The organism is Corynebacterium sp. c25Ua_47 (assembly GCF_039907205.1).
In the GTDB taxonomy this organism is placed as follows: domain Bacteria; phylum Actinomycetota; class Actinomycetes; order Mycobacteriales; family Mycobacteriaceae; genus Corynebacterium; species Corynebacterium hiratae.
The window spans coordinates 362348-379859 of record NZ_JASBOH010000002.1; the positions used below are offsets into that span (position 1 = coordinate 362348).

The window sequence follows — 17512 nt, forward strand, 5'->3', positions numbered from 1 at the left end:
GAAACGACACGTCATTAGCACGGCCACAACACGTCCACTACACGAACGCGCCAAGCACACCCTCGCCAACACACGACGGCGAGTGCTTGTAGCCATGCCCACGCGACAGCCACACGCAGGTCTTCCATATACTAATGCCACCCCGAACAAATGTCACATAGGTCACCCCCGAGCAGCGAATGAGTGCAGGGTCATAGGGCAGATCGACCTCTGCCCCGTAGCGGAATTGACCGGACACACTAACTAGAGGAAAGTAGCTCCCGGAATCACTCGCACCAACCACTCCCCTCATCCGCAGCGCTAAGACTAGCTAGCGCCACAACAGGGGCACAGAGGAGGACGCATCCCCGTGGCAGAAACCACCACCAAGCGCCCCGGCTTGAAACACCGGCACCTGCACTTTATTGCCTTAGGTTCGGCCATCGGCACCGGCCTGTTCTACGGCTCCGCCGGCGCCATCCAAGCCGCCGGCCCCTCGGTCCTCTTGGTCTACCTCCTCGGCGGCGCCGTGGTCTACTTTCTCCTGCGCGCACTCGGAGAGATGTCCGTGCACCACCCCGTTACCGGCTCCTTCGCCGAGTACGCCCGCACCTTCTTAGGCCCCTGGGCCGGCTATATCACCGGCTGGATGTTCGCCTTCGAAATGGTCATCGTGGCCCTCGCGGATCTCACCGCCATCGGCGTCTACATGCAATTCTGGTTCCCCGGCTCTCCCAAGTGGGTCTGGGTCGCCGCCACGCTCCTCCTCGTCGGCGGCGCCAACCTCGCCACCGTCAAGGCCTTCGGCGAGCTGGAGTTCGCCTTCACCATCGTCAAGGTCGGCGCCGTCATCGCCATGATCCTAGGCGGCGTGGCCGTGCTCGTCTTCGGCCTCTCCACCGCGGAGACCACCGGCCCGGCCAACCTGGTCAACGATGGCGGCTTCTTCCCCAACGGCGTCTCCGGCATGGTCGCCTCCTTCATCCTCGTCCTCTTCGCCTTCGGCGGCACGGAGATCGTCGGCGTCGCCAGTGCGGAGGCAGAAGATCCCGCCAAGTCCGTGCCCAAGGCCGTCAACACCATCCCGGTGCGTATCCTGCTGTTCTACGTCTTGGCCATCCTGGTCATCCTCATGATCAACCCCTGGCGCAGCATCACCGGTGAGGAAAGCCCCTTCGTCCAAATCTTCTCCACCCTCGGCGTCACCTGGGCTGCGGCCGCCCTTAACGTCGTGGTTATCACCGCGGCGGTCTCTGCCATCAACGCCGATCTCTTCGGCGCCGGCAACGTTCTCACCGGCCTGGCCCGCCAGAACCTCGCGCCGAAGGTCATGGCCAAAAAGACCCGCGGTGTGCCGGTCATGACCATGATTATCCTCATTATCGTCATGATCATCGGCACCGGACTCAACGCGCTCATCCCGGACAACGTCTTCGAGGTCATCGCCTCCCTCGCCACCTTTGCCACCATCTACGTGTGGCTGATGATTCTGCTCGCCCACGTGGCCTCCCGCCGCCAAATGCCGCCTGAAGAACGCGCCAGCCTGAAATACACCGTCCCCTTCTGGCCATGGGGCCAGTACTTCTCCATCGCCTTCATCATCTTCACTTTTGGCATCATGGTGTGGCAGGAGCAGTACCGCCCGGCACTCGCCACGGGCGTTATCTTCATCCTCCTGATGACCGCCATCTTCTACCTCACCGGCCGCCGCAGCGCCGCCGCGAGCTCCCCACAGGGAACAGCTCCGCAAGGAACAGACGCGAAAGGATAACCATGAACACCGTTGATGCCCCCGCCTACTCCCCTGCCCCCGAGTGGTCCGGCCGCTCCGATGGCCCAGGCCCCGAGCATGCGCGGTGGCACAGCGTGATTCGCCCGCTGGACGTCGCCAAGCCCCAGGCAGAACCCGGCGTCGCACTCCTGGGCTTCGCCTCCGACGAGGGCGTGGAGCGCAACCATGGCCGCCCCGGCGCGGCTGCGGGCCCGGCTGCCCTGCGCGGCGCCTTGGGTTCCCTGGCGCTGCACCATCCGCATCCGCTGTACGACGCCGGCACGATCACCACCCAAGGCACCGACCTTGAGGGCTCCCACGAGCGCCTCTCCGACGCAGTGGAGACACTCTCGCGCGCCGGGCACCTACCCATCATCCTCGGCGGCGGCCACGAGACCGCCTTCGGTTCCCACCGCGGCGCCTTTAGGGCTCTAGGCCCTCTGCAGATCATCAACCTGGACGCGCACTTCGATCTCCGCACCGCGGACGTGCCTACCTCCGGCACCCCGTTCAAGCAGATTTCCGAACTGGTGGGCCGGGAGGACTTCGACTATTCCGTCCTGGGAATCTCCCGCCCCAACAACACGCCCGTGCTTTTCGACGAAGCCTCCGACCTCGGCGTCACCGTCGTCCTCGACGAGGAACTGCTCAGCATGGACCGCGCCCAGCTGCGCGAAACCGTCGAGCGCATCTGCGCCGGCACCAAGCCCATCCACCTCTCCATCGACCTCGACGTGCTGCCTGCCGACCAGGCACCTGGTGTCTCCGCCCCCGCCGGCCTCGGCGTGCCGTTAAGCATCATCCGCGAACTCGCACTCACCATCGCCGCCACGGGACGCCTGGCGCTTGTCGACGTCGTCGAGCTCAACCCCACCTTCGACACCGACGCCCACACTGCCAAGCTGGCCGCGCGGTTGATTGATGACATTGTGACGGCGCATTTTTCTGCTGCCGCGGACACGAATTCCTAGATAAGACCGGGGCCAGCCGGCATACTGGTCCCCATGAGTTCACCGATTCGTGTTGTCGGAGCCGTCTTCGCTAAGGGCAATAGATTCCTGGCCTGCCGCAAAGCCCCGGGAAAATCCCTAGCCGGCATGTGGGAATTTCCGGGCGGCAAGATTGAACTCGGTGAAACACCCGAGCAGGCTCTCGCGCGTGAAATCAAGGAAGAGCTATCCGTGACGGCAACCGTGGGTGACAAGGTCACCACGACCATCTATGAGTACGACTTCGCCACCATCGAGCTCACTACGTTTCTGTGCACCATCGAGTCCGGTGACCTGACTCTCAGTGATCACGATGCGACTCGTTGGGTGTCCCCTGCCGAGGCGCAGGAACTCGACTGGGCTCCCGCAGACATCCCCGCCGTCAAGCTGGTTTCTTCGCGCCTATGAGTTCCGATTCTCTCCTGCCTTTCGGCATCTATGAAACCCCGGTCACCGCTCGTATCCAGGAGCGGATCGAGGAAACTAAGCGGGCTCGTCCCACGGCCGCAACGGGCATCGCCCATGGAACCATGAAAGACGTGAACCCTCGGTTCGCCGCGGCAGTGTCCCAGCATTTTGCCAAGGTCCTCGAGCAAAAACTAACAGAGCTAAATAAGCCCGAGGAGCGCGTGGCCCTCATTAATGGACTCGCACAACACCTCGGGGAAGATGAGTCTATTTCTGCGGAACAGCTGCTCTATGCCATCTACAGCTCAGAGCTCGCAGAGGCACCAGAGCTTCCCGAGGTCTCACTCAACGCCAGTGCTTTGTTCACCAACAGCGTGGACGACACCAATATGTCGGTCGAGATCGCCCGCGAGATCCGCACTGCGGACTCCGTCGATTTGCTGTGCGCTTTCATCAAGAGTTCGGGTATTGCGGTCATCAGCGATCAACTGGAGTACCTCAGGGATCATCAGATCCCGCTGCGCGTCATCACTTCGACGTATTGCGGAGCGACCGAAGCCGCCGCCGTGCGTCGTCTCGTGGAGGACTATGGCGCTGAGGTCCGGATTTGCTATGAGCACAAGACCACTCGCCTGCATGCCAAGGCCTGGCTCTTCCGCCGCCAGTCTGGCTTCGATACCGCGTTCATCGGTAGCTCAAATCTTTCGCGCTCGGCGCTTGTCGACGGCTGGGAATGGAACGTCCGCGGCTCCCGCTCCTCCACTCCGGAGATCATCGAAAAATTCATCAAGACCTTCGATAGCTACTGGTACGACACTCACTTCAAAGCCTTCGACCCCGAGGAAGACTACGACCGCCTCGTAAACGCGCTCGGCAGCGCCAAATTTCTCGAATCAAAGCACGGCGAGAAGCTCGAGCTATCTGGCCTTCGCGTTGAGCCCTACCCCTACCAGGAGGAGATGCTTGAAGCCCTAGAGTCCGAACGCGAAGTTCACGATCGCCACCGCAACCTCCTCATTGCTGCCACCGGTACAGGCAAGACTGTTGTGGCAGCACTGGACTACCGCCGCTTATGCGAGAAGCTGGGGCGTAGGCCACGGCTACTATTCATTGCGCATCGGCGCGAGATTCTTACCCAGGCCCAGCGAACCTACCGCGAGGTTCTTCGCACTTCTGGTTTTGGTGAGCTCCTCGTCAGCGGTGAGCAGCCAGCCGAGTGGGACCATGTCTTCGCCAGCATCCAGTCCCTGCAAGGGAAGCGCATGGCCCAGATTGCGCCGGATCACTTTGAAGTCGTCGTCATCGATGAGTTCCACCACGCCGAGGCTTCGACCTACCGGGCAGTGCTCGACTACCTGCAACCGCGCGAGCTCTTGGGGCTAACGGCCACACCGGAGCGCGGTGACGGCGAGAACGTGCAGAAGTATTTCGACTACCGCGTGGCCCATGAACTCCGCCTCTGGGATGCGTTGCGCCTACAGCTCCTTGCACCCTTGCACTACTACGGGGTGGACGATGACACGGACCTGACGAGTCTGACTTGGAACCGCGGGAAGAAGGACTACCAGGCTTCGGAGCTCAGCGAGTTCTATATCAAGGCCGGTGAAAAGCGCACCAGGTTCATCATCAATGAGCTCAACCGTCGCATTTTCGATCTCTCCGAGATGAAGGCCCTTGGCTTCTGCGTGACCATCGCCCACGCCGAATACATGGCCGAGCAATTCAACCTTTTCGGCATCCCCGCCCAAGCAGTAAGCAGCAAGCTCAGTGTTGATGAGCGTCGACGTGCCATTCAGCAGCTTCGCGAAGGCACCATCAGCATCATCTTTGCGGTCGATATTTTCAACGAGGGCGTGGACATCCCCGAGGTCAATACGCTGCTGCTTCTGCGCCCAACGCAAAGCCCTGTGCTCTTTGTCCAACAACTTGGCCGCGGTTTACGCCTCAACGAAGGAAAGAATGCCTGCACCGTCTTTGATTTCTTGGGCCTCCAGCACGAGGAATTCGATTTCGAAGAGCGCTTCAAGGTGCTTACCGCCGCTCGCGGAAAGAACCTCGCCAAGGAGGTAGAGCAAGGTTTCCCCACTGCCCCGCCTGGCTCTAACATCACCTTGGACCGAGTAACGACCGAGCGCGTTCTCAAGAACATCAAGCGCTTGACCCGTAACTCCGTTAAGAAGATACGGGCACTCATTTCTGATTACGGCACGACCGACCTCGCAAGCTTCATAAATAGCTCTGGCGTCCCCGTGGAAGACATCTACCGCCGCAAGGGTATTACGTGGACCACGTTGCTGCGCGATGAAAAGCTGCTGCCCTCCAGTCCCACGAACGAGCACGAAGAGTTTCTTCTCAGCCGAATCCGCGTGCTACTGCACATCAATGACCCGAACCGCGTAGCGGCCTACAGTCTTCTCATTTCTCCGGACGGGCCCAACGAGAAAGACATGACTCCCGAGCAAACTCGGTACGCCACCATGCTCGTATTGGCTCTGTGGGCAAATTCAAATACGGCGATTCCGGAATCCCTTGATGGGGCCCTGCGTATCATCCGGGCCTGTCCTTCCTTCGTCGCTGAGGTTACTCAGGTCATGCAGCTCACACTCGACCGGTCCCGCGTCATCCCGGAGAAATCAACGAATAGCGTCTTGGAGACTCACGCGGATTACAGCCTTGCCGAACTGGTCGGCGCGCTGGATGATGGCCCGTTGCGCAAGCTCGCGAACCTGCCACGTGAGGGCGTACGCCGCTTCGACGCCTCCAACACTGACCTCTTCCTCGTCACATTCCAAAAAGACGACAACGTCAGCGCATCCACAAACTACCGCGATTACCCATTGGCGCCCGATCGTTTGCACTGGGAGTCCCAATCCACCACATCGCTTAAGTCTGCGATGGCTGACCGCTACATCCGTCACCATGAGCTCAACGGCAATATCATCATCGCTACGCGTTTTACTAAGCGGAACAAGGTAGACACTGCGTCGGCGTATACCTTCTTGGGCAATGTCGATTACGTCACACACAGAGGCGAGAAACCCATCCAGTTTGAATGGAGTCTTCGTCGCGACATGCCCAAGCAGTTGTACGCAGCCGGACGCACTGTGGCTTAAGCCTCACTTAAAGTCAAGCTGTGAAGTTGACGTCGTTATCACCATAAATTAATATTTGCTTAGCAGATTAAGAAAAGATTAGTCTCTGATGCCTTTGTGCAGAAGTGTGGAGGACAGTCATGGGAGCCGCGAGCGAGCGCAGCCGGAAGGGGTGGAGCCGCCCTGATAACGGTTCTGGAACTTCCATCTATGGCTTTACGCGTTTTCGGGAGCGCAGCTTCAAGACTGGCACGACGCCTCGTTGGGCTGCGTGCAGCAAGAAAGTGCGCCGTACTCACTAGATAGAGCCACGCCTATTAACGCCGCGGGCGATAGCGGCGGCGCAGACCCCGCAGGATACCTTTCCTCTCCCCCAGGGTGTCGCGACCAAATATCCACGCCACAACACCTGCCACGGCGACAACCGCGCAGAAACCAAAGGCTGCTTCAAATCCGTACCTATCCGCCAGGAGACCGATGACGATAGGCCCCAGGATTTGCCCAAAATCGCCTGCCATCTGAAATGTCGACAGTACCTGGCCACCCGAGCGCTGGGAACCAACGATGTCTGCCACGGCTGCTTGCTGCGACGGGGCGATAAGGCCCGAAGCCGCGCCGGACAGGGCGGAGAGGATGAGCAGGGAAACGATGTTCGTCGCCAAGCCCAGTGTTCCAACGAACAAGGCAGACCCCACGAGGCCCGCCACGATGAGTGGACGGCGCCCCACGCGGTCGGACCAGGAGCCGGAGAATTGCAGGACGATGGCGTTGCCCGCGGCAAAGACCGCCAATGCTATACCCGACGCGGATGCGCCGTTGGCAAAAATCGCAGCGGCGAACAGCGGTAGGACGGCTACGCGCACGCCCATGTTGATCCAGCCTTGGGCGAAGTTCGACGTCAGCACTGCACGATAAGCAGTGTCCGCCCAGGCCTCCTCCAAGCGCATCGGCGGGAGGCTGCGTCGGCTCTCATCAGCCTTGGACACAGGCGGCATGAGGCTCCACACGACGAGCGCCGCAATCGCCACGCCGGCACCGTAGATAAAGAAGGGCCAGCGGAATCCCAGGAAGGAAAGGCTCGCGCCAACGAGTGGGCCAATCACGTTACCGAGGAGGAAGGACGTGGCATAGGTGGCCGAACATCGCCCGCGGATGCTGGGTGGGGCGAGGCGCACAATGAGCCCCATGGCCGCGACGGTGAACATCGTGGAACCAATGCCGGCGATAGTGCGCAAGGCGAGGATCTGCCAGTACTCCTGCGCCACGCCCACGAGGCCGGTGGTAACTGCCACGGTAAGCAATCCCGTCACGTACACCCTGCGCGTACCTACGCGGTCGATGAGAAAGCCCGCAGCCGGGGCGAAGATGAGACGGCTGGCAGAAAAGACGGAGACAACCAGACCGGCCGCGGCCATCGAGACGTCAAAGCTGACGATGAACTGCGGCAGCAGCGGCGCGATGAGACCATAGCCTAAGGCGATGATGAACCCGGCGGTGACCATGACCCAGATTTCCCGCGGGATTTTAACCTGCGGTGCTGCAGTATTTTTCATATCGCCACTCACTGTAGCCCATCACGTCAAATGGCCGAACGCTTACTCGAACAGCCGTTCGGATCTGTGTGCGGTGATGTCCGTGCCGACTCCTAGTGTGTGGGCCATGAAGAAGTACAGCAGCATTCACCAGTCCGTTCAGTCCCCTTTCCCGGCCGACGTGAGTACGAGCGAGCTCACCACTGAGATCCTCTACCACCACCATGAAACTCTTCGCTCCATCGAAAGCATCATCCGTCACCCGCGCTCGCTCGCGCGACCCACTCCGCAATGGCGGCCGCCATCAAAGGTGTTGCCACCAGTAGACATACAGGATGGCAAATCACTACCGCTGACCTTTACTGTCTCGCGCCACCGCGTGGGTGAGCGCGCCAAGGCTCGCGTACTGGGCTACGGCGAAAGGCGCGTGCCGTCCTACCTCATTACGGTGCGCATCACCGACCCCACCGGCCGCCCGGTTTCCCCTTCATTGGCGGAAGCATGGGTGCGGGCCTTAGTCCCAGAGGAGCTCGTCTCCGCAGTGCATGAAATTTCCAGCAGCAGCGCGGCCACGTTTGTGTGGCTGGTGGATAGCGCTTATGCCCCGGTGCATTCACCGCTCTCCCTCTTCGAGGGCTTCAACCAAGCCGCCTAATACGCACCTTGCCTCTGACTCATGCGGATGTAACCCGAGTCGTCGGAGCTGCGCAGCTTTGAGAGCTCTTAGTGCTTTTAGAAGTAGCGCTGCATCCGGCCCAAGAGGTTGCGAGGCGGTTCCTCATCAAGAGAAAGCGTGAACCTGTCCTGTGTTAAAACGCGATCACGGGATGGGCGTGTCTCCGGAGAGTCATAAAGGCGGAGGATGGGCTGCGGCGAAAAGCGAATAGCTACGCAGACTACGAGGGCCGTGAACGCCTTATCAATCAGGTCCGAGCTCAAGCTCTGCAAAAGAACGGCGAGGTGCTCATCGTGCAGAATCAACTCCCACAGTGCCATGAGCTTAATGGGGCCACTCTGCCCATACTCCCCGGGCAGGAGCAAAGTACACATCGTGGTCAACAGTCCGGCAACTATCCCCACACAAGCGCCGGTGAGCATCATGACCAGCATCCGATTAAAGGCACCGCGGCGCGCCAGCCAGCCAAACAGGTAGGCCACCACCAGAGCTACCGGTAGGTACACGAAGAGCAACGGGTTGTTGATGCTGGCCAAACACGCAGTCAAGAGCGCCGTGCCCATTCCCAAGACGGGCCCGTAGATAATTGCCACGAATGCCGTACCCATCATGTCCAGATACAAGGGCACGTTCGCGTTGAAGATCAACGATGACAACAACAAATTGACCGCCACCGCCAGCAATGGATTGAAAAGCGCGTGATGCCCTAGAGAACGCCACTGTGCGGCAAGGAAGAGGAGTGCGCCGAGCAGGGTCAGGCACCACACGCTGGTGGAAAGGACGGAGCCAAAAACATAGTCCCCGCTACCGTAGTTCGAATTCAGCGACAGGACCCAAGCCAGAGCCGCGCACACTAGTGCGGAGCCAACACACAGATGTTGGCTCCGCGATGCCTTCTTGTCCGGCATGTGTTTTGGTTGCTCCTCATTACCGTAGGGAAAAGTACGCACCTACCCTACCCTGGGAACTTTTAGTCCTCGGAGTCACCGTCGCAATCGGCGTCCTCTGCTTCGTCCTCGTCGTAGTCCTCGTCCTCGTCATCATCGTCGTCGAAGAGAACGTCATCCTCGTCCTCATCGTCGGCGCCGAAGATGTCGTAGATCTCCGGCTCGTCGAAGTCAGAGTCATCGATGCTCACCAGCTGGGCTTCCCAATCCAGGGCTTGATCGGAGACGAGGCTCAGCACGTCAAAGAGGCGGTCGAAGTCGGTGTAGGTTCCCAGTTCGAGGGCTTCGGCGGGGACCTCGATGATGGGGGCTAGCCCGCCGTCTTCGTCTTCCGCGGAGCCGAACAGGGCAACGCGCTCTTCCTCGCTCATGTCCTCCGAAGCCTCGGCCTCCCAAAGCTTGCTGATTGCTTCGTCTTCCAGCTCGTCGAGCTCTTCCTCGTCAAAGTCGAAGGAGAGGAAACGCACGACCGCGCTCGGAACGCCATCAATGGTCTCCACCAGCACGCGCAGCTCGGAGTCGTTGGCAACTTCCGCCACGACGAGGTTCGGGTTGAACTCATCCTGGAGAAACTCCAACTCGGCGATGCGCTCATCGGTGCCTTCCAGCAGGTCACGCAGCACCGTCACCACTTGGTCGGTGGCAATGTGACGCGACACGGCCTCAACTGCATCCTCGACGGAGAACGCCACGGAAACTAAAACGGCCTCGAAGTCTTCATCGTCTTCATCCACATCGGCTGCGGCAATGTAGACGTTGGCCGCCGGCAGGATGGGGTCAATTTCCACAAACTGGATTTCCAAATCGGAGGTGATGGGCACGAACATCACATCGTCGTTGACGCGGGACTCAATGCCCTCCCCGTCCAGCGCAGAGGCGATATCTTCAAAAAAGCTCATGTGATTAACATCCGTCCATGTGGGAGTCTCACCCGGGCTGCTGCCAAGGCCCCACACATCTTACCTGCGATCCCCATCAATAGCTCTCCTCATTGAGCAGGAATCCCAGTTCCTTCAGAATCTCCGGGCGCCCAGTGCCCCACTCCAACATGTCGTAGGCCTCCCATGCTTGGCGACGCCCCTCCATCGGCGCCTCCTCCACGCGCGGCTCCACATCGAAAACCATGGTCGATCGCTGTGGGGCTGTGTACTGCGGCCAGTCCTCTCGCGGGGCCCCGCCCCGAATGAATTCGCCCCATTGCGTCTGCATGGCCCCGGTTACGTTCTCCATTTCGGAAGGCTTGGCGATGGTGTTCAGGAAGGAGACGCGCGACGCTCCTGGGTCACCAAAGATATTGGAGAGCTCCATCGAGTGCATCGCCCCCAACCCCAACCAGCGCAGTGCTGCCGGCGCGAAGTCGAAGCGGTACATCCACGTCGGATAGCGCCGTGCGTGTTCGGAGGCCACGCGGACGGTGGGGGCCCAAAAGAGGGCGTCGGTCAGCAGGTCCCCAAAGTCGCGGCGCGAGACCGCACCGCCGTATGCCGCGATGACATCCGGTGCGCTCTCCGGATCAAAAGAGGCTAGCAGCCGCAGGGCCGCGCGCTCGCGGGCGCGCTGGCGTTGGAAGAGGAACTTTCCAAAGCTAGCCTCACCGGAGTTGGTTCCCACCAGCAACGGCACTGGGTGTTGGTTGCCGTCCTCAAAGGCCTCGATGGGATGTTGCGGGATGAGGTCACCGTCGACGGTCGGCGCGTAGCAGGAGTTCAGGTACAGTAATTCGCCCGCGCGCCACATCATGGACTGACCTGAGCGCACCAAGTCCGCGAAATCTTCGCGGCGTAGATCATCCGCGGTGGTATCGCGTGGCAAGGCCATCTTGTGAACCAGTTCGCGGGCCCAAAACACCGACTGCGCCCGCGAATGAATCATGCCTATCGGCGGCGACTGCGCAATCGCGCGGTGAAACAGCCCTTCTGCGCGCGGCACCGCCATGAGTGTCAGGACCGCTGCGCCGCCGGCAGATTCGCCCATGAGCGTGACGTTGTCCGGGTCCCCACCGAAGGCGGCGATATTCTCGCGCACCCACTTCAACGCTAAGACCTGATCTGCCACAGCCGGGTTGGCGCAGGCCTCTCCGCCCAAGCTGCGGACATCAAGGTAGCCCAAGGCGCCTAAGCGGAAATTCACCGAAACATAGACCACGTCCATCTGGGCTGCGAACTCGAAGCCGCGCAGCATCAGCATGTGGGAGGATCCGACGATAAAACTGCCGCCATGCAGATACACCACGACGGGCAGCTTCTCCCCTGCCATAGAAGTCGCCGGAGCCCCAGAACTCGCCAAAGTGTCCGAGGGGACGCTGCGGTGTGGGCGGACGATATCGAGGGTCAAGCAATCCTCCGCGCCCTCGATGCGATCCGTCCAAGAATACACCGGCTGCGGGGCCACGTGCCCGAACTCGCGGCAATCCCGGATCCCTTCCCATGCCGGGGCAGGTCGCGGCTCCATGAAGCGGTTGGCCCCGGATGTATCAGCGCCGAAAGGGATGCCACGCCACGAGCGCACCGGCGCGGAAATCGGGCGGTCCGGGCGCAAGTCCTCTTCAATGCAACCGCGCACCCAGCCTCCTGTGGTGAGTACCGTGAGGTCGTCGGCAAGCGCGGTGCGTGCCGCCTCCTGCGCGGCGCGGGCACGGGCATGCAGGGATTCGGCAAGCAAGCGCGCCGCTGCTGCGCTGACCTCACGCGAGGGGGAAGGCTCAAACTCGCTCATGCCTCTTACCCTAATGCGCTAACCTGCAGGCGCGCTGAATAAAACGTTTTCGATACGGTGGTAAACATACAGTTCAGATTCACAATCAGATTTAGTTAAAAAGTTAGGTGAGACAATGTTGGACAAAGTCTTTGGCAAGGACAGCAAAGATAAGGCAGTTAGTCGCCGGGAAGCATCGGTCGATCAAGCCGGCTCCGCAGAGGCCGTGGGCACCTTAGAGGTAGACGAGGCCAACCGCATCACGAAGGGATTCCTGGGGGCCATCGACAAGATCGTCTCCGTCCAGTCCTCCGTCATCATCAACTATGTCGAGGGCGTGAAGAAGCGCAACCCCGACGCCAGCCCGGCGGAGCTCCAGGAGCTCATTGACAAGCACTTCATGAACATCATCACCGGTACAGGTGCTGCCGCGGGCGCCTCCGCGGCTATCCCCGGCATCGGCCTGGTCACCGGCGCGGCCACTATCGGCGCGGAATCCCTAGTCTTCCTCGAAGCCGCCGCCTGGTATATCCTCGCCTCCGCGCACCTGCGCGGTGACGACATCCGGGACAAGGAGCGCCGCCGCGCGCTGGTTTTGGTGGTGCTCACCGGCTCCCAGGGCAGCGCGTTGGTCGATACCTTTGTGGGTGATGCAACCTCGCTGTCCGGCGTCACCTCCGCAGCTACCCTATCGCGATTCTCCGGCCCCACCCTCAGCGGTCTCAACGGCCGCTTGACCAAGCTATTCATGAAGCAGGCCACCAAGAAACTCAAGTGGGCATGGGTGTCCAAGCTGCTGCCGATGGGTGTAGGCGCGGTACTGGGAACGACCGCCAACCGTAAATTGGGACGCCAAGTGATCAACCATGCGGGCACCCAGCTCTCCCCCCTGCAGGGGGAATAAAAGGGGCGAAACCCGCCCAGGGTAGTGAGCAAACTTACAAGGGCCGTATCATAAGGGGAGACACTTTTCGGGGTGCCTTTCGCACCCGTGGATTGGCCTACTAGAGTCGAACAAAGACAAACTTAGAAGCACAGAAAGAGGCGAGCATCTGCCGTGAGCAACTCGAGCATCTATGGCCCGAATGCGTGGCTGATTGACGAACAGTTTCAGCAGTACTCCAAGGACCCGAACTCCGTAGACAAGGAGTGGCGCGAGTACTTTGAGGCCAACGGGGCACCGAAGTCGGCCGCACAGTCCAAGGCTGCGAACGCTCAATCCAGCACCCCCACCCAGAAGAAGAGCGCGGCACCGGCCGCGCCCAAGAAGGCCCAGGCTGCGGAGAAGTCTTCCGCTATTCCGGGCGCTAAGGCACCGAGCGATTCCAAGGCTCCCGCCGCCGAGAAGGCTGCGAAGAAGACGGAGAAGAAGTCCGAGTCCCCGCTGGACCGCATCAAGGAAGCACCGGAGCCGGGCTCCCGCGTACTCAAGGGCATGTTCAAGGCCATTGCCAAGAACATGGACGAGTCCCTGGAGATCCCCACCGCTACCACGGTGCGCGATATCCCGGTCAAGCTCATGTGGGAAAACCGCGCGATGATCAACGATCACCTCAAGCGCACCCGCGGCGGCAAGATCTCCTTCACCCACATCCTGGGCTACGCGCTGGTGAAGGCCGTGCAGATCCACCCGGACATGAACGTGCGCTACGAGCTGCAGGACGGCAAGCCCACCGTCGTCCAGCCGGAGCACGTCAACCTGGGCCTGGCCATCGACCTTCCGCAGAAGGATGGCTCCCGCGCCCTCGTCGTGGCTGCCATCAAGGAAGCGGAGAACAAGACCTTCTCCGAGTTCATCGATGCCTACCAGGACATCGTTGACCGCTCCCGCAAGAACAAGCTGACGATGGACGACTTCTCCGGAGTCACCATCAACCTGACCAACCCGGGCGGCATCGGCACCCGCCACTCCATCGCCCGCCTGACCAAGGGCTCCGGCTCCATCATCGGTGTGGGCTCCATGGATTACCCGGCAGAGTTCGCCGGTACCTCTGCCGACCGCTTGGCGGACCTCGGCGTCGGCCGCCTGGTTACCCTGACCTCCACCTACGACCACCGTGTCATTCAGGGCGCGGAGTCTGGTGAGTTCCTGCGCACCGTGGGCCAGCTGATTCTGGACGATGCCTTCTGGGACGAGCTCTTCGAATCGATGGGCGTTCCCTACCAGCCCTTCCGCTGGGCTGCCGACGTCCCCAACACGGGCGTCGACAAGAACACGCGCGTCATGCAGTACATCGAGGCCTACCGCTCCCGTGGCCACCTGCTCGCGGACATCAACCCGCTGGGTTGGAAGCAGCCGGGTCTGCCCTGGCCGGATCACCGCGACTTGGACCTGGCTACCCACGGCCTGACCATCTGGGACCTGGACCGCACCTTCAACGTCGGCGGATTCGGCGGCAAGGAGACCATGACGCTGCGTGAGGTGGTCAGCCGCTTGCGCGCAGCCTACACCCTCAAGGTTGGCTCCGAGTACGCCCACATCCTGGACCGCGATGAGCGCGGCTGGCTGCAGGAGCAGATTGAGGCCGGTATGCCGAAGCCGACCAACTCCGAGCAGAAGTACATCCTGCAGAAGGTCAACGCCGCTGAGGCGTTCGAGAACTTCCTGCAGACCAAGTACGTGGGCCAGAAGCGCTTCTCCCTGGAGGGTGCTGAGTCCCTCATCGCCCTGCTGGATTCCATCGTGGACACCGCGGCCGGACAGGACCTCGACGAGGTCGTCATCGGCATGCCGCACCGCGGCCGCCTCAACGTGCTCTTCAACATCGTGGGCAAGCCGTTGGCGGATATCTTCGGCGAGTTCGATGGCAATTACAAGGGCGGCCAGATGGGCGGCTCTGGTGACGTGAAGTACCACCTGGGCGCTGAGGGCGAGCACCTGCAGATGTTCGGTGACGGCGAAATCAAGGTCACCTTGGCCGCTAACCCGTCTCACCTCGAGGCTGTTGACCCGGTCATGGAAGGTATCGCACGCGCCAAGCAGGACATCCTGGACAAGGGCGCCGGCGCACACACCGTGGTGCCGATCATGCTCCACGGCGATGCTTCCTTCACCGGCCTGGGCGTGGTCCAGGAGACCATCAACCTGTCCCAGCTGCGCGGCTACACCACCGGCGGCACCGTCCACGTTGTGGTCAACAACCAGGTGGGCTTCACCACCACCCCGGACTCCGGCCGTTCCACGCACTACGCCACCGACCTGGCTAAGGGCTTCGACTGCCCGGTCTTCCACGTCAACGGCGACAACCCGGAGGCTGTTGTCTGGGTGGGCAAGCTCGCTACCGAGTACCGCCGTCGCTTTGGCAAGGACGTCTTCATTGACCTCGTGTGCTACCGCCTGCGCGGCCACAACGAGGCCGATGACCCGTCCATGACCCAGCCGCTGCTGTACGACATCATCGATGACCACAAGTCCGTTCGTGAGCGCTACACCGAGGAGCTCATCGGCCGTGGTGACCTCTCCGATGAAGAGGCTGAGGCAGCCGCACGCGACTTCCACGACCAGATGGAGTCCGTCTTCGCCGACCACAAGAAGGCTGAAGAGGCTGGCCCGAAGGAGCAGACCGGTATCACTTCCTCCCAGGAGCTGACCCGTGGTCTGGACACCTCCATCACTGCCGAGGAAATCGCCGAGATCGGTGACGCCTACGGCACCCCGCCGGAGGACTTCGAGTACCACAAGCGTGTAGCCAAGGTGGCTAAGGACCGCCAGAAGTCTGCTCGCGAGGGTGGCATCGACTGGGGCTGGGGCGAGCTCATCGCCTTCGGCTCCCTGGCTAACGCCGGCAAGGTCGTGCGTCTGGCCGGTGAGGATTCCCGCCGCGGTACCTTCACCCAGCGCCACGCTGTGGCCTTCGACCCGCGCACGGGCGACGAGTACAACCCGGTTGCACGCTTGGCTGAGTCCAAGGGCAATGGCGGCAAGTTCATGGTCTACAACTCCGCGCTGACCGAGTTCGCCGGCATGGGCTACGAGTACGGCTACACCGTGGGTAACCCGGACGCCGTGGTGGCTTGGGAGGCACAGTTCGGTGACTTCGCCAACGGTGCGCAGACCATCATCGATGAGTACGTCTCCTCCGGTGAGGCCAAGTGGGGCCAGCTCTCCAGCCTGATCCTGCTGCTGCCGCACGGCTATGAAGGCCAGGGCCCGGACCACTCTTCCGCCCGCATTGAGCGCTTCCTGCAGCTATGTGCTGAGGGCTCCATGACCGTGGCCCAGCCGTCTACTCCGGCTAACCACTTCCACCTGCTGCGCCGCCAGGCCCTCGGTGAGATGAAGCGCCCGCTGGTGGTCTTCACCCCGAAGTCCATGCTGCGTAACAAGGCTGCGACCTCTTCCGTGGAGGACTTCACTGAGGTCAAGAAGTTCCAGTCCGTCATCAACGACCCGAACTACGTTGACATCAACGGCAAGAAGGTCGGCGATACTGACAAGGTCAAGACCATCATGCTGGTGTCCGGCAAGCTCTACTGGGAGCTGGCTAAAAAGAAGGAAGCCGATGGTCGCGACGACATCGCCATCGTGCGCGTGGAGATGCTCCACCCGATTCCGTTCAACCGCCTGCGTGAGGCTTTCGAGGCTTACCCGAACGCAACGCAGATTCGCTTCGTACAGGACGAGCCGGCCAACCAGGGCCCGTGGCCGTTCTACAACGAGCACCTGCGCGACCTCATCCCGGATATGCCGGAGATGGTCCGCGTCTCCCGCCGCTCGCAGTCCTCGACTGCAACCGGTAACGCGAAGGTCCACCAGATTGAGCAGAAGAATCTGCTGGAGGAAGCCTTCGACGTCTAAGGGCGCTTAAGCCCCAGGCGCTGGCACACAGCACAGCGACGCTAGCAAGGCCCCGGCCACCACGAACTCACTACGAGTGTGGTGGCCGGGGCCTTTTATTGTGCTAGGACGAGGAGCGGGATCGGCCGAAGGCAGGCACCGCGACGACTTTGCTTGAAGGTGCAGTGGTGCAGTCGCCATTGTCATGTCTGTCAACTAGCCCCCGCGACAATGACAACGTTCCTCCCCCTTCGCGCTCACCGTGGAACCCCAATCATCATCCTTACCCACCCCAGTGAGCGCGAAGGGAAGCTTGCATGGAGCTACTAGCTTCCTAGACGACGCTCATTGGGCCGACATGTCATGTCATAGGTGAAGCAAGGAAAACCGCGAATGCAGTAACACACAGCGACGCGCGCCACTCGTTAGACCAATGCCTCAGTGCGGCCAAGTACGTCACCGACGGCTAAATACGGTGTCGGCCGTTTCCCAATCCCGCAGTCTGTCCTCTGCCCCGTTACACGGTATTGGTTCTCAACGACGGAATCCTGACTTGGCTCACGGTTAGGTGATGAAGGTCACCCTTGACATTGTGGCCTGGAGGTTTGGTGTTGTGGCGGTTATTTTTTCGGCACTAAGCGGGTATC

11 protein-coding genes are annotated in these 17512 nt (G+C 61.1%); 7 read left to right on the top strand and 4 right to left on the bottom strand.

All coding sequences use genetic code 11. The annotated features are described in order from the left end of the window. Positions 1-349 precede the first annotated feature (349 nt). From QKE52_RS03895 to QKE52_RS03910, 4 genes are read left to right on the top strand one after another with little or no spacing between them, the layout of a single operon-like run. On the top strand, positions 350-1750 hold the full coding sequence (locus tag QKE52_RS03895; protein WP_070547266.1) for an amino acid permease: 1401 nt from the start codon (positions 350-352) through the stop codon (positions 1748-1750). 2 nt (positions 1751-1752) lie between these two features. Continuing rightward, positions 1753-2721, top strand: coding sequence for a formimidoylglutamase (gene hutG / locus QKE52_RS03900; protein ID WP_347948197.1), 969 nt, complete (start codon positions 1753-1755; stop codon positions 2719-2721). A 33-nt stretch (positions 2722-2754) separates the two neighbouring features. Continuing rightward, on the top strand, positions 2755-3147 hold the full coding sequence (locus QKE52_RS03905) for a (deoxy)nucleoside triphosphate pyrophosphohydrolase (RefSeq protein WP_347948198.1): 393 nt from the start codon (positions 2755-2757) through the stop codon (positions 3145-3147). Then, positions 3144-6260: a DUF3427 domain-containing protein gene (locus QKE52_RS03910; RefSeq protein ID WP_347948199.1), complete on the top strand. Its 3117-nt coding sequence runs from the start codon at positions 3144-3146 to the stop codon at positions 6258-6260. The genes QKE52_RS03905 and QKE52_RS03910 overlap by 4 nt, the downstream gene beginning before the upstream one ends. Positions 6261-6556: 296 nt before the next feature. On the opposite strand, the gene QKE52_RS03915 is transcribed toward QKE52_RS03910, so the two are convergent. After that, positions 6557-7792, bottom strand: a complete 1236-nt coding sequence (locus QKE52_RS03915; protein ID WP_347948200.1) for an MFS transporter — start codon at positions 7790-7792, stop codon at positions 6557-6559. Between the two features lie 106 nt (positions 7793-7898). On the opposite strand from QKE52_RS03915, the gene QKE52_RS03920 reads away from it, so the two are divergent. Beyond that, a complete protein-coding gene (locus QKE52_RS03920) occupies positions 7899-8426 on the top strand; it encodes a hypothetical protein (protein ID WP_347948201.1) in 528 nt (175 codons plus the stop codon). A gap of 77 nt (positions 8427-8503) precedes the next feature. Here QKE52_RS03920 and QKE52_RS03925 read toward each other — a convergent pair whose 3' ends face one another. The 3 genes from QKE52_RS03925 to QKE52_RS03935 form a co-directional block, all read right to left on the bottom strand. Next, complete coding sequence (locus QKE52_RS03925) at positions 8504-9355, bottom strand: hypothetical protein (protein ID WP_347948202.1); 852 nt, start codon at positions 9353-9355, stop codon at positions 8504-8506. Between the two features lie 62 nt (positions 9356-9417). Beyond that, positions 9418-10293, bottom strand: a complete 876-nt coding sequence (locus tag QKE52_RS03930; protein WP_347948203.1) for a DNA primase — start codon at positions 10291-10293, stop codon at positions 9418-9420. Between the two features lie 76 nt (positions 10294-10369). After that, positions 10370-12109, bottom strand: coding sequence for a carboxylesterase/lipase family protein (locus QKE52_RS03935; protein ID WP_347948204.1), 1740 nt, complete (start codon positions 12107-12109; stop codon positions 10370-10372). 115 nt (positions 12110-12224) lie between these two features. On the opposite strand from QKE52_RS03935, the gene QKE52_RS03940 reads away from it, so the two are divergent. Then, positions 12225-12992, top strand: coding sequence for a hypothetical protein (locus QKE52_RS03940; RefSeq protein WP_347948205.1), 768 nt, complete (start codon positions 12225-12227; stop codon positions 12990-12992). Positions 12993-13145: 153 nt separating this feature from the next. Continuing rightward, positions 13146-16886 (top strand): multifunctional oxoglutarate decarboxylase/oxoglutarate dehydrogenase thiamine pyrophosphate-binding subunit/dihydrolipoyllysine-residue succinyltransferase subunit, encoded by a 3741-nt coding sequence (locus tag QKE52_RS03945; RefSeq protein ID WP_347948206.1) that lies wholly within the window; start codon positions 13146-13148, stop codon positions 16884-16886. Positions 16887-17512: the final 626 nt, after the last annotated feature.

What these genes read in the sequence shown, in the direction of transcription:
- hutG (WP_347948197.1), top strand. Translation starts at nt 1,753, where the DNA reads ATGAACACCGTTGATGCCCCCGCCTACTCCCCTGCCCCCGAGTGGTCC.
- QKE52_RS03905 (WP_347948198.1), top strand. Translation starts at nt 2,755, where the DNA reads ATGAGTTCACCGATTCGTGTTGTCGGAGCCGTCTTCGCTAAGGGCAAT.
- QKE52_RS03910 (WP_347948199.1), top strand. Translation starts at nt 3,144, where the DNA reads ATGAGTTCCGATTCTCTCCTGCCTTTCGGCATCTATGAAACCCCGGTC.
- QKE52_RS03915 (WP_347948200.1), bottom strand. Translation starts at nt 7,792, where the DNA reads ATGAAAAATACTGCAGCACCGCAGGTTAAAATCCCGCGGGAAATCTGG.
- QKE52_RS03920 (WP_347948201.1), top strand. Translation starts at nt 7,899, where the DNA reads ATGAAGAAGTACAGCAGCATTCACCAGTCCGTTCAGTCCCCTTTCCCG.
- QKE52_RS03925 (WP_347948202.1), bottom strand. Translation starts at nt 9,355, where the DNA reads ATGCCGGACAAGAAGGCATCGCGGAGCCAACATCTGTGTGTTGGCTCC.
- QKE52_RS03930 (WP_347948203.1), bottom strand. Translation starts at nt 10,293, where the DNA reads ATGAGCTTTTTTGAAGATATCGCCTCTGCGCTGGACGGGGAGGGCATT.
- QKE52_RS03935 (WP_347948204.1), bottom strand. Translation starts at nt 12,109, where the DNA reads ATGAGCGAGTTTGAGCCTTCCCCCTCGCGTGAGGTCAGCGCAGCAGCG.
- QKE52_RS03940 (WP_347948205.1), top strand. Translation starts at nt 12,225, where the DNA reads ATGTTGGACAAAGTCTTTGGCAAGGACAGCAAAGATAAGGCAGTTAGT.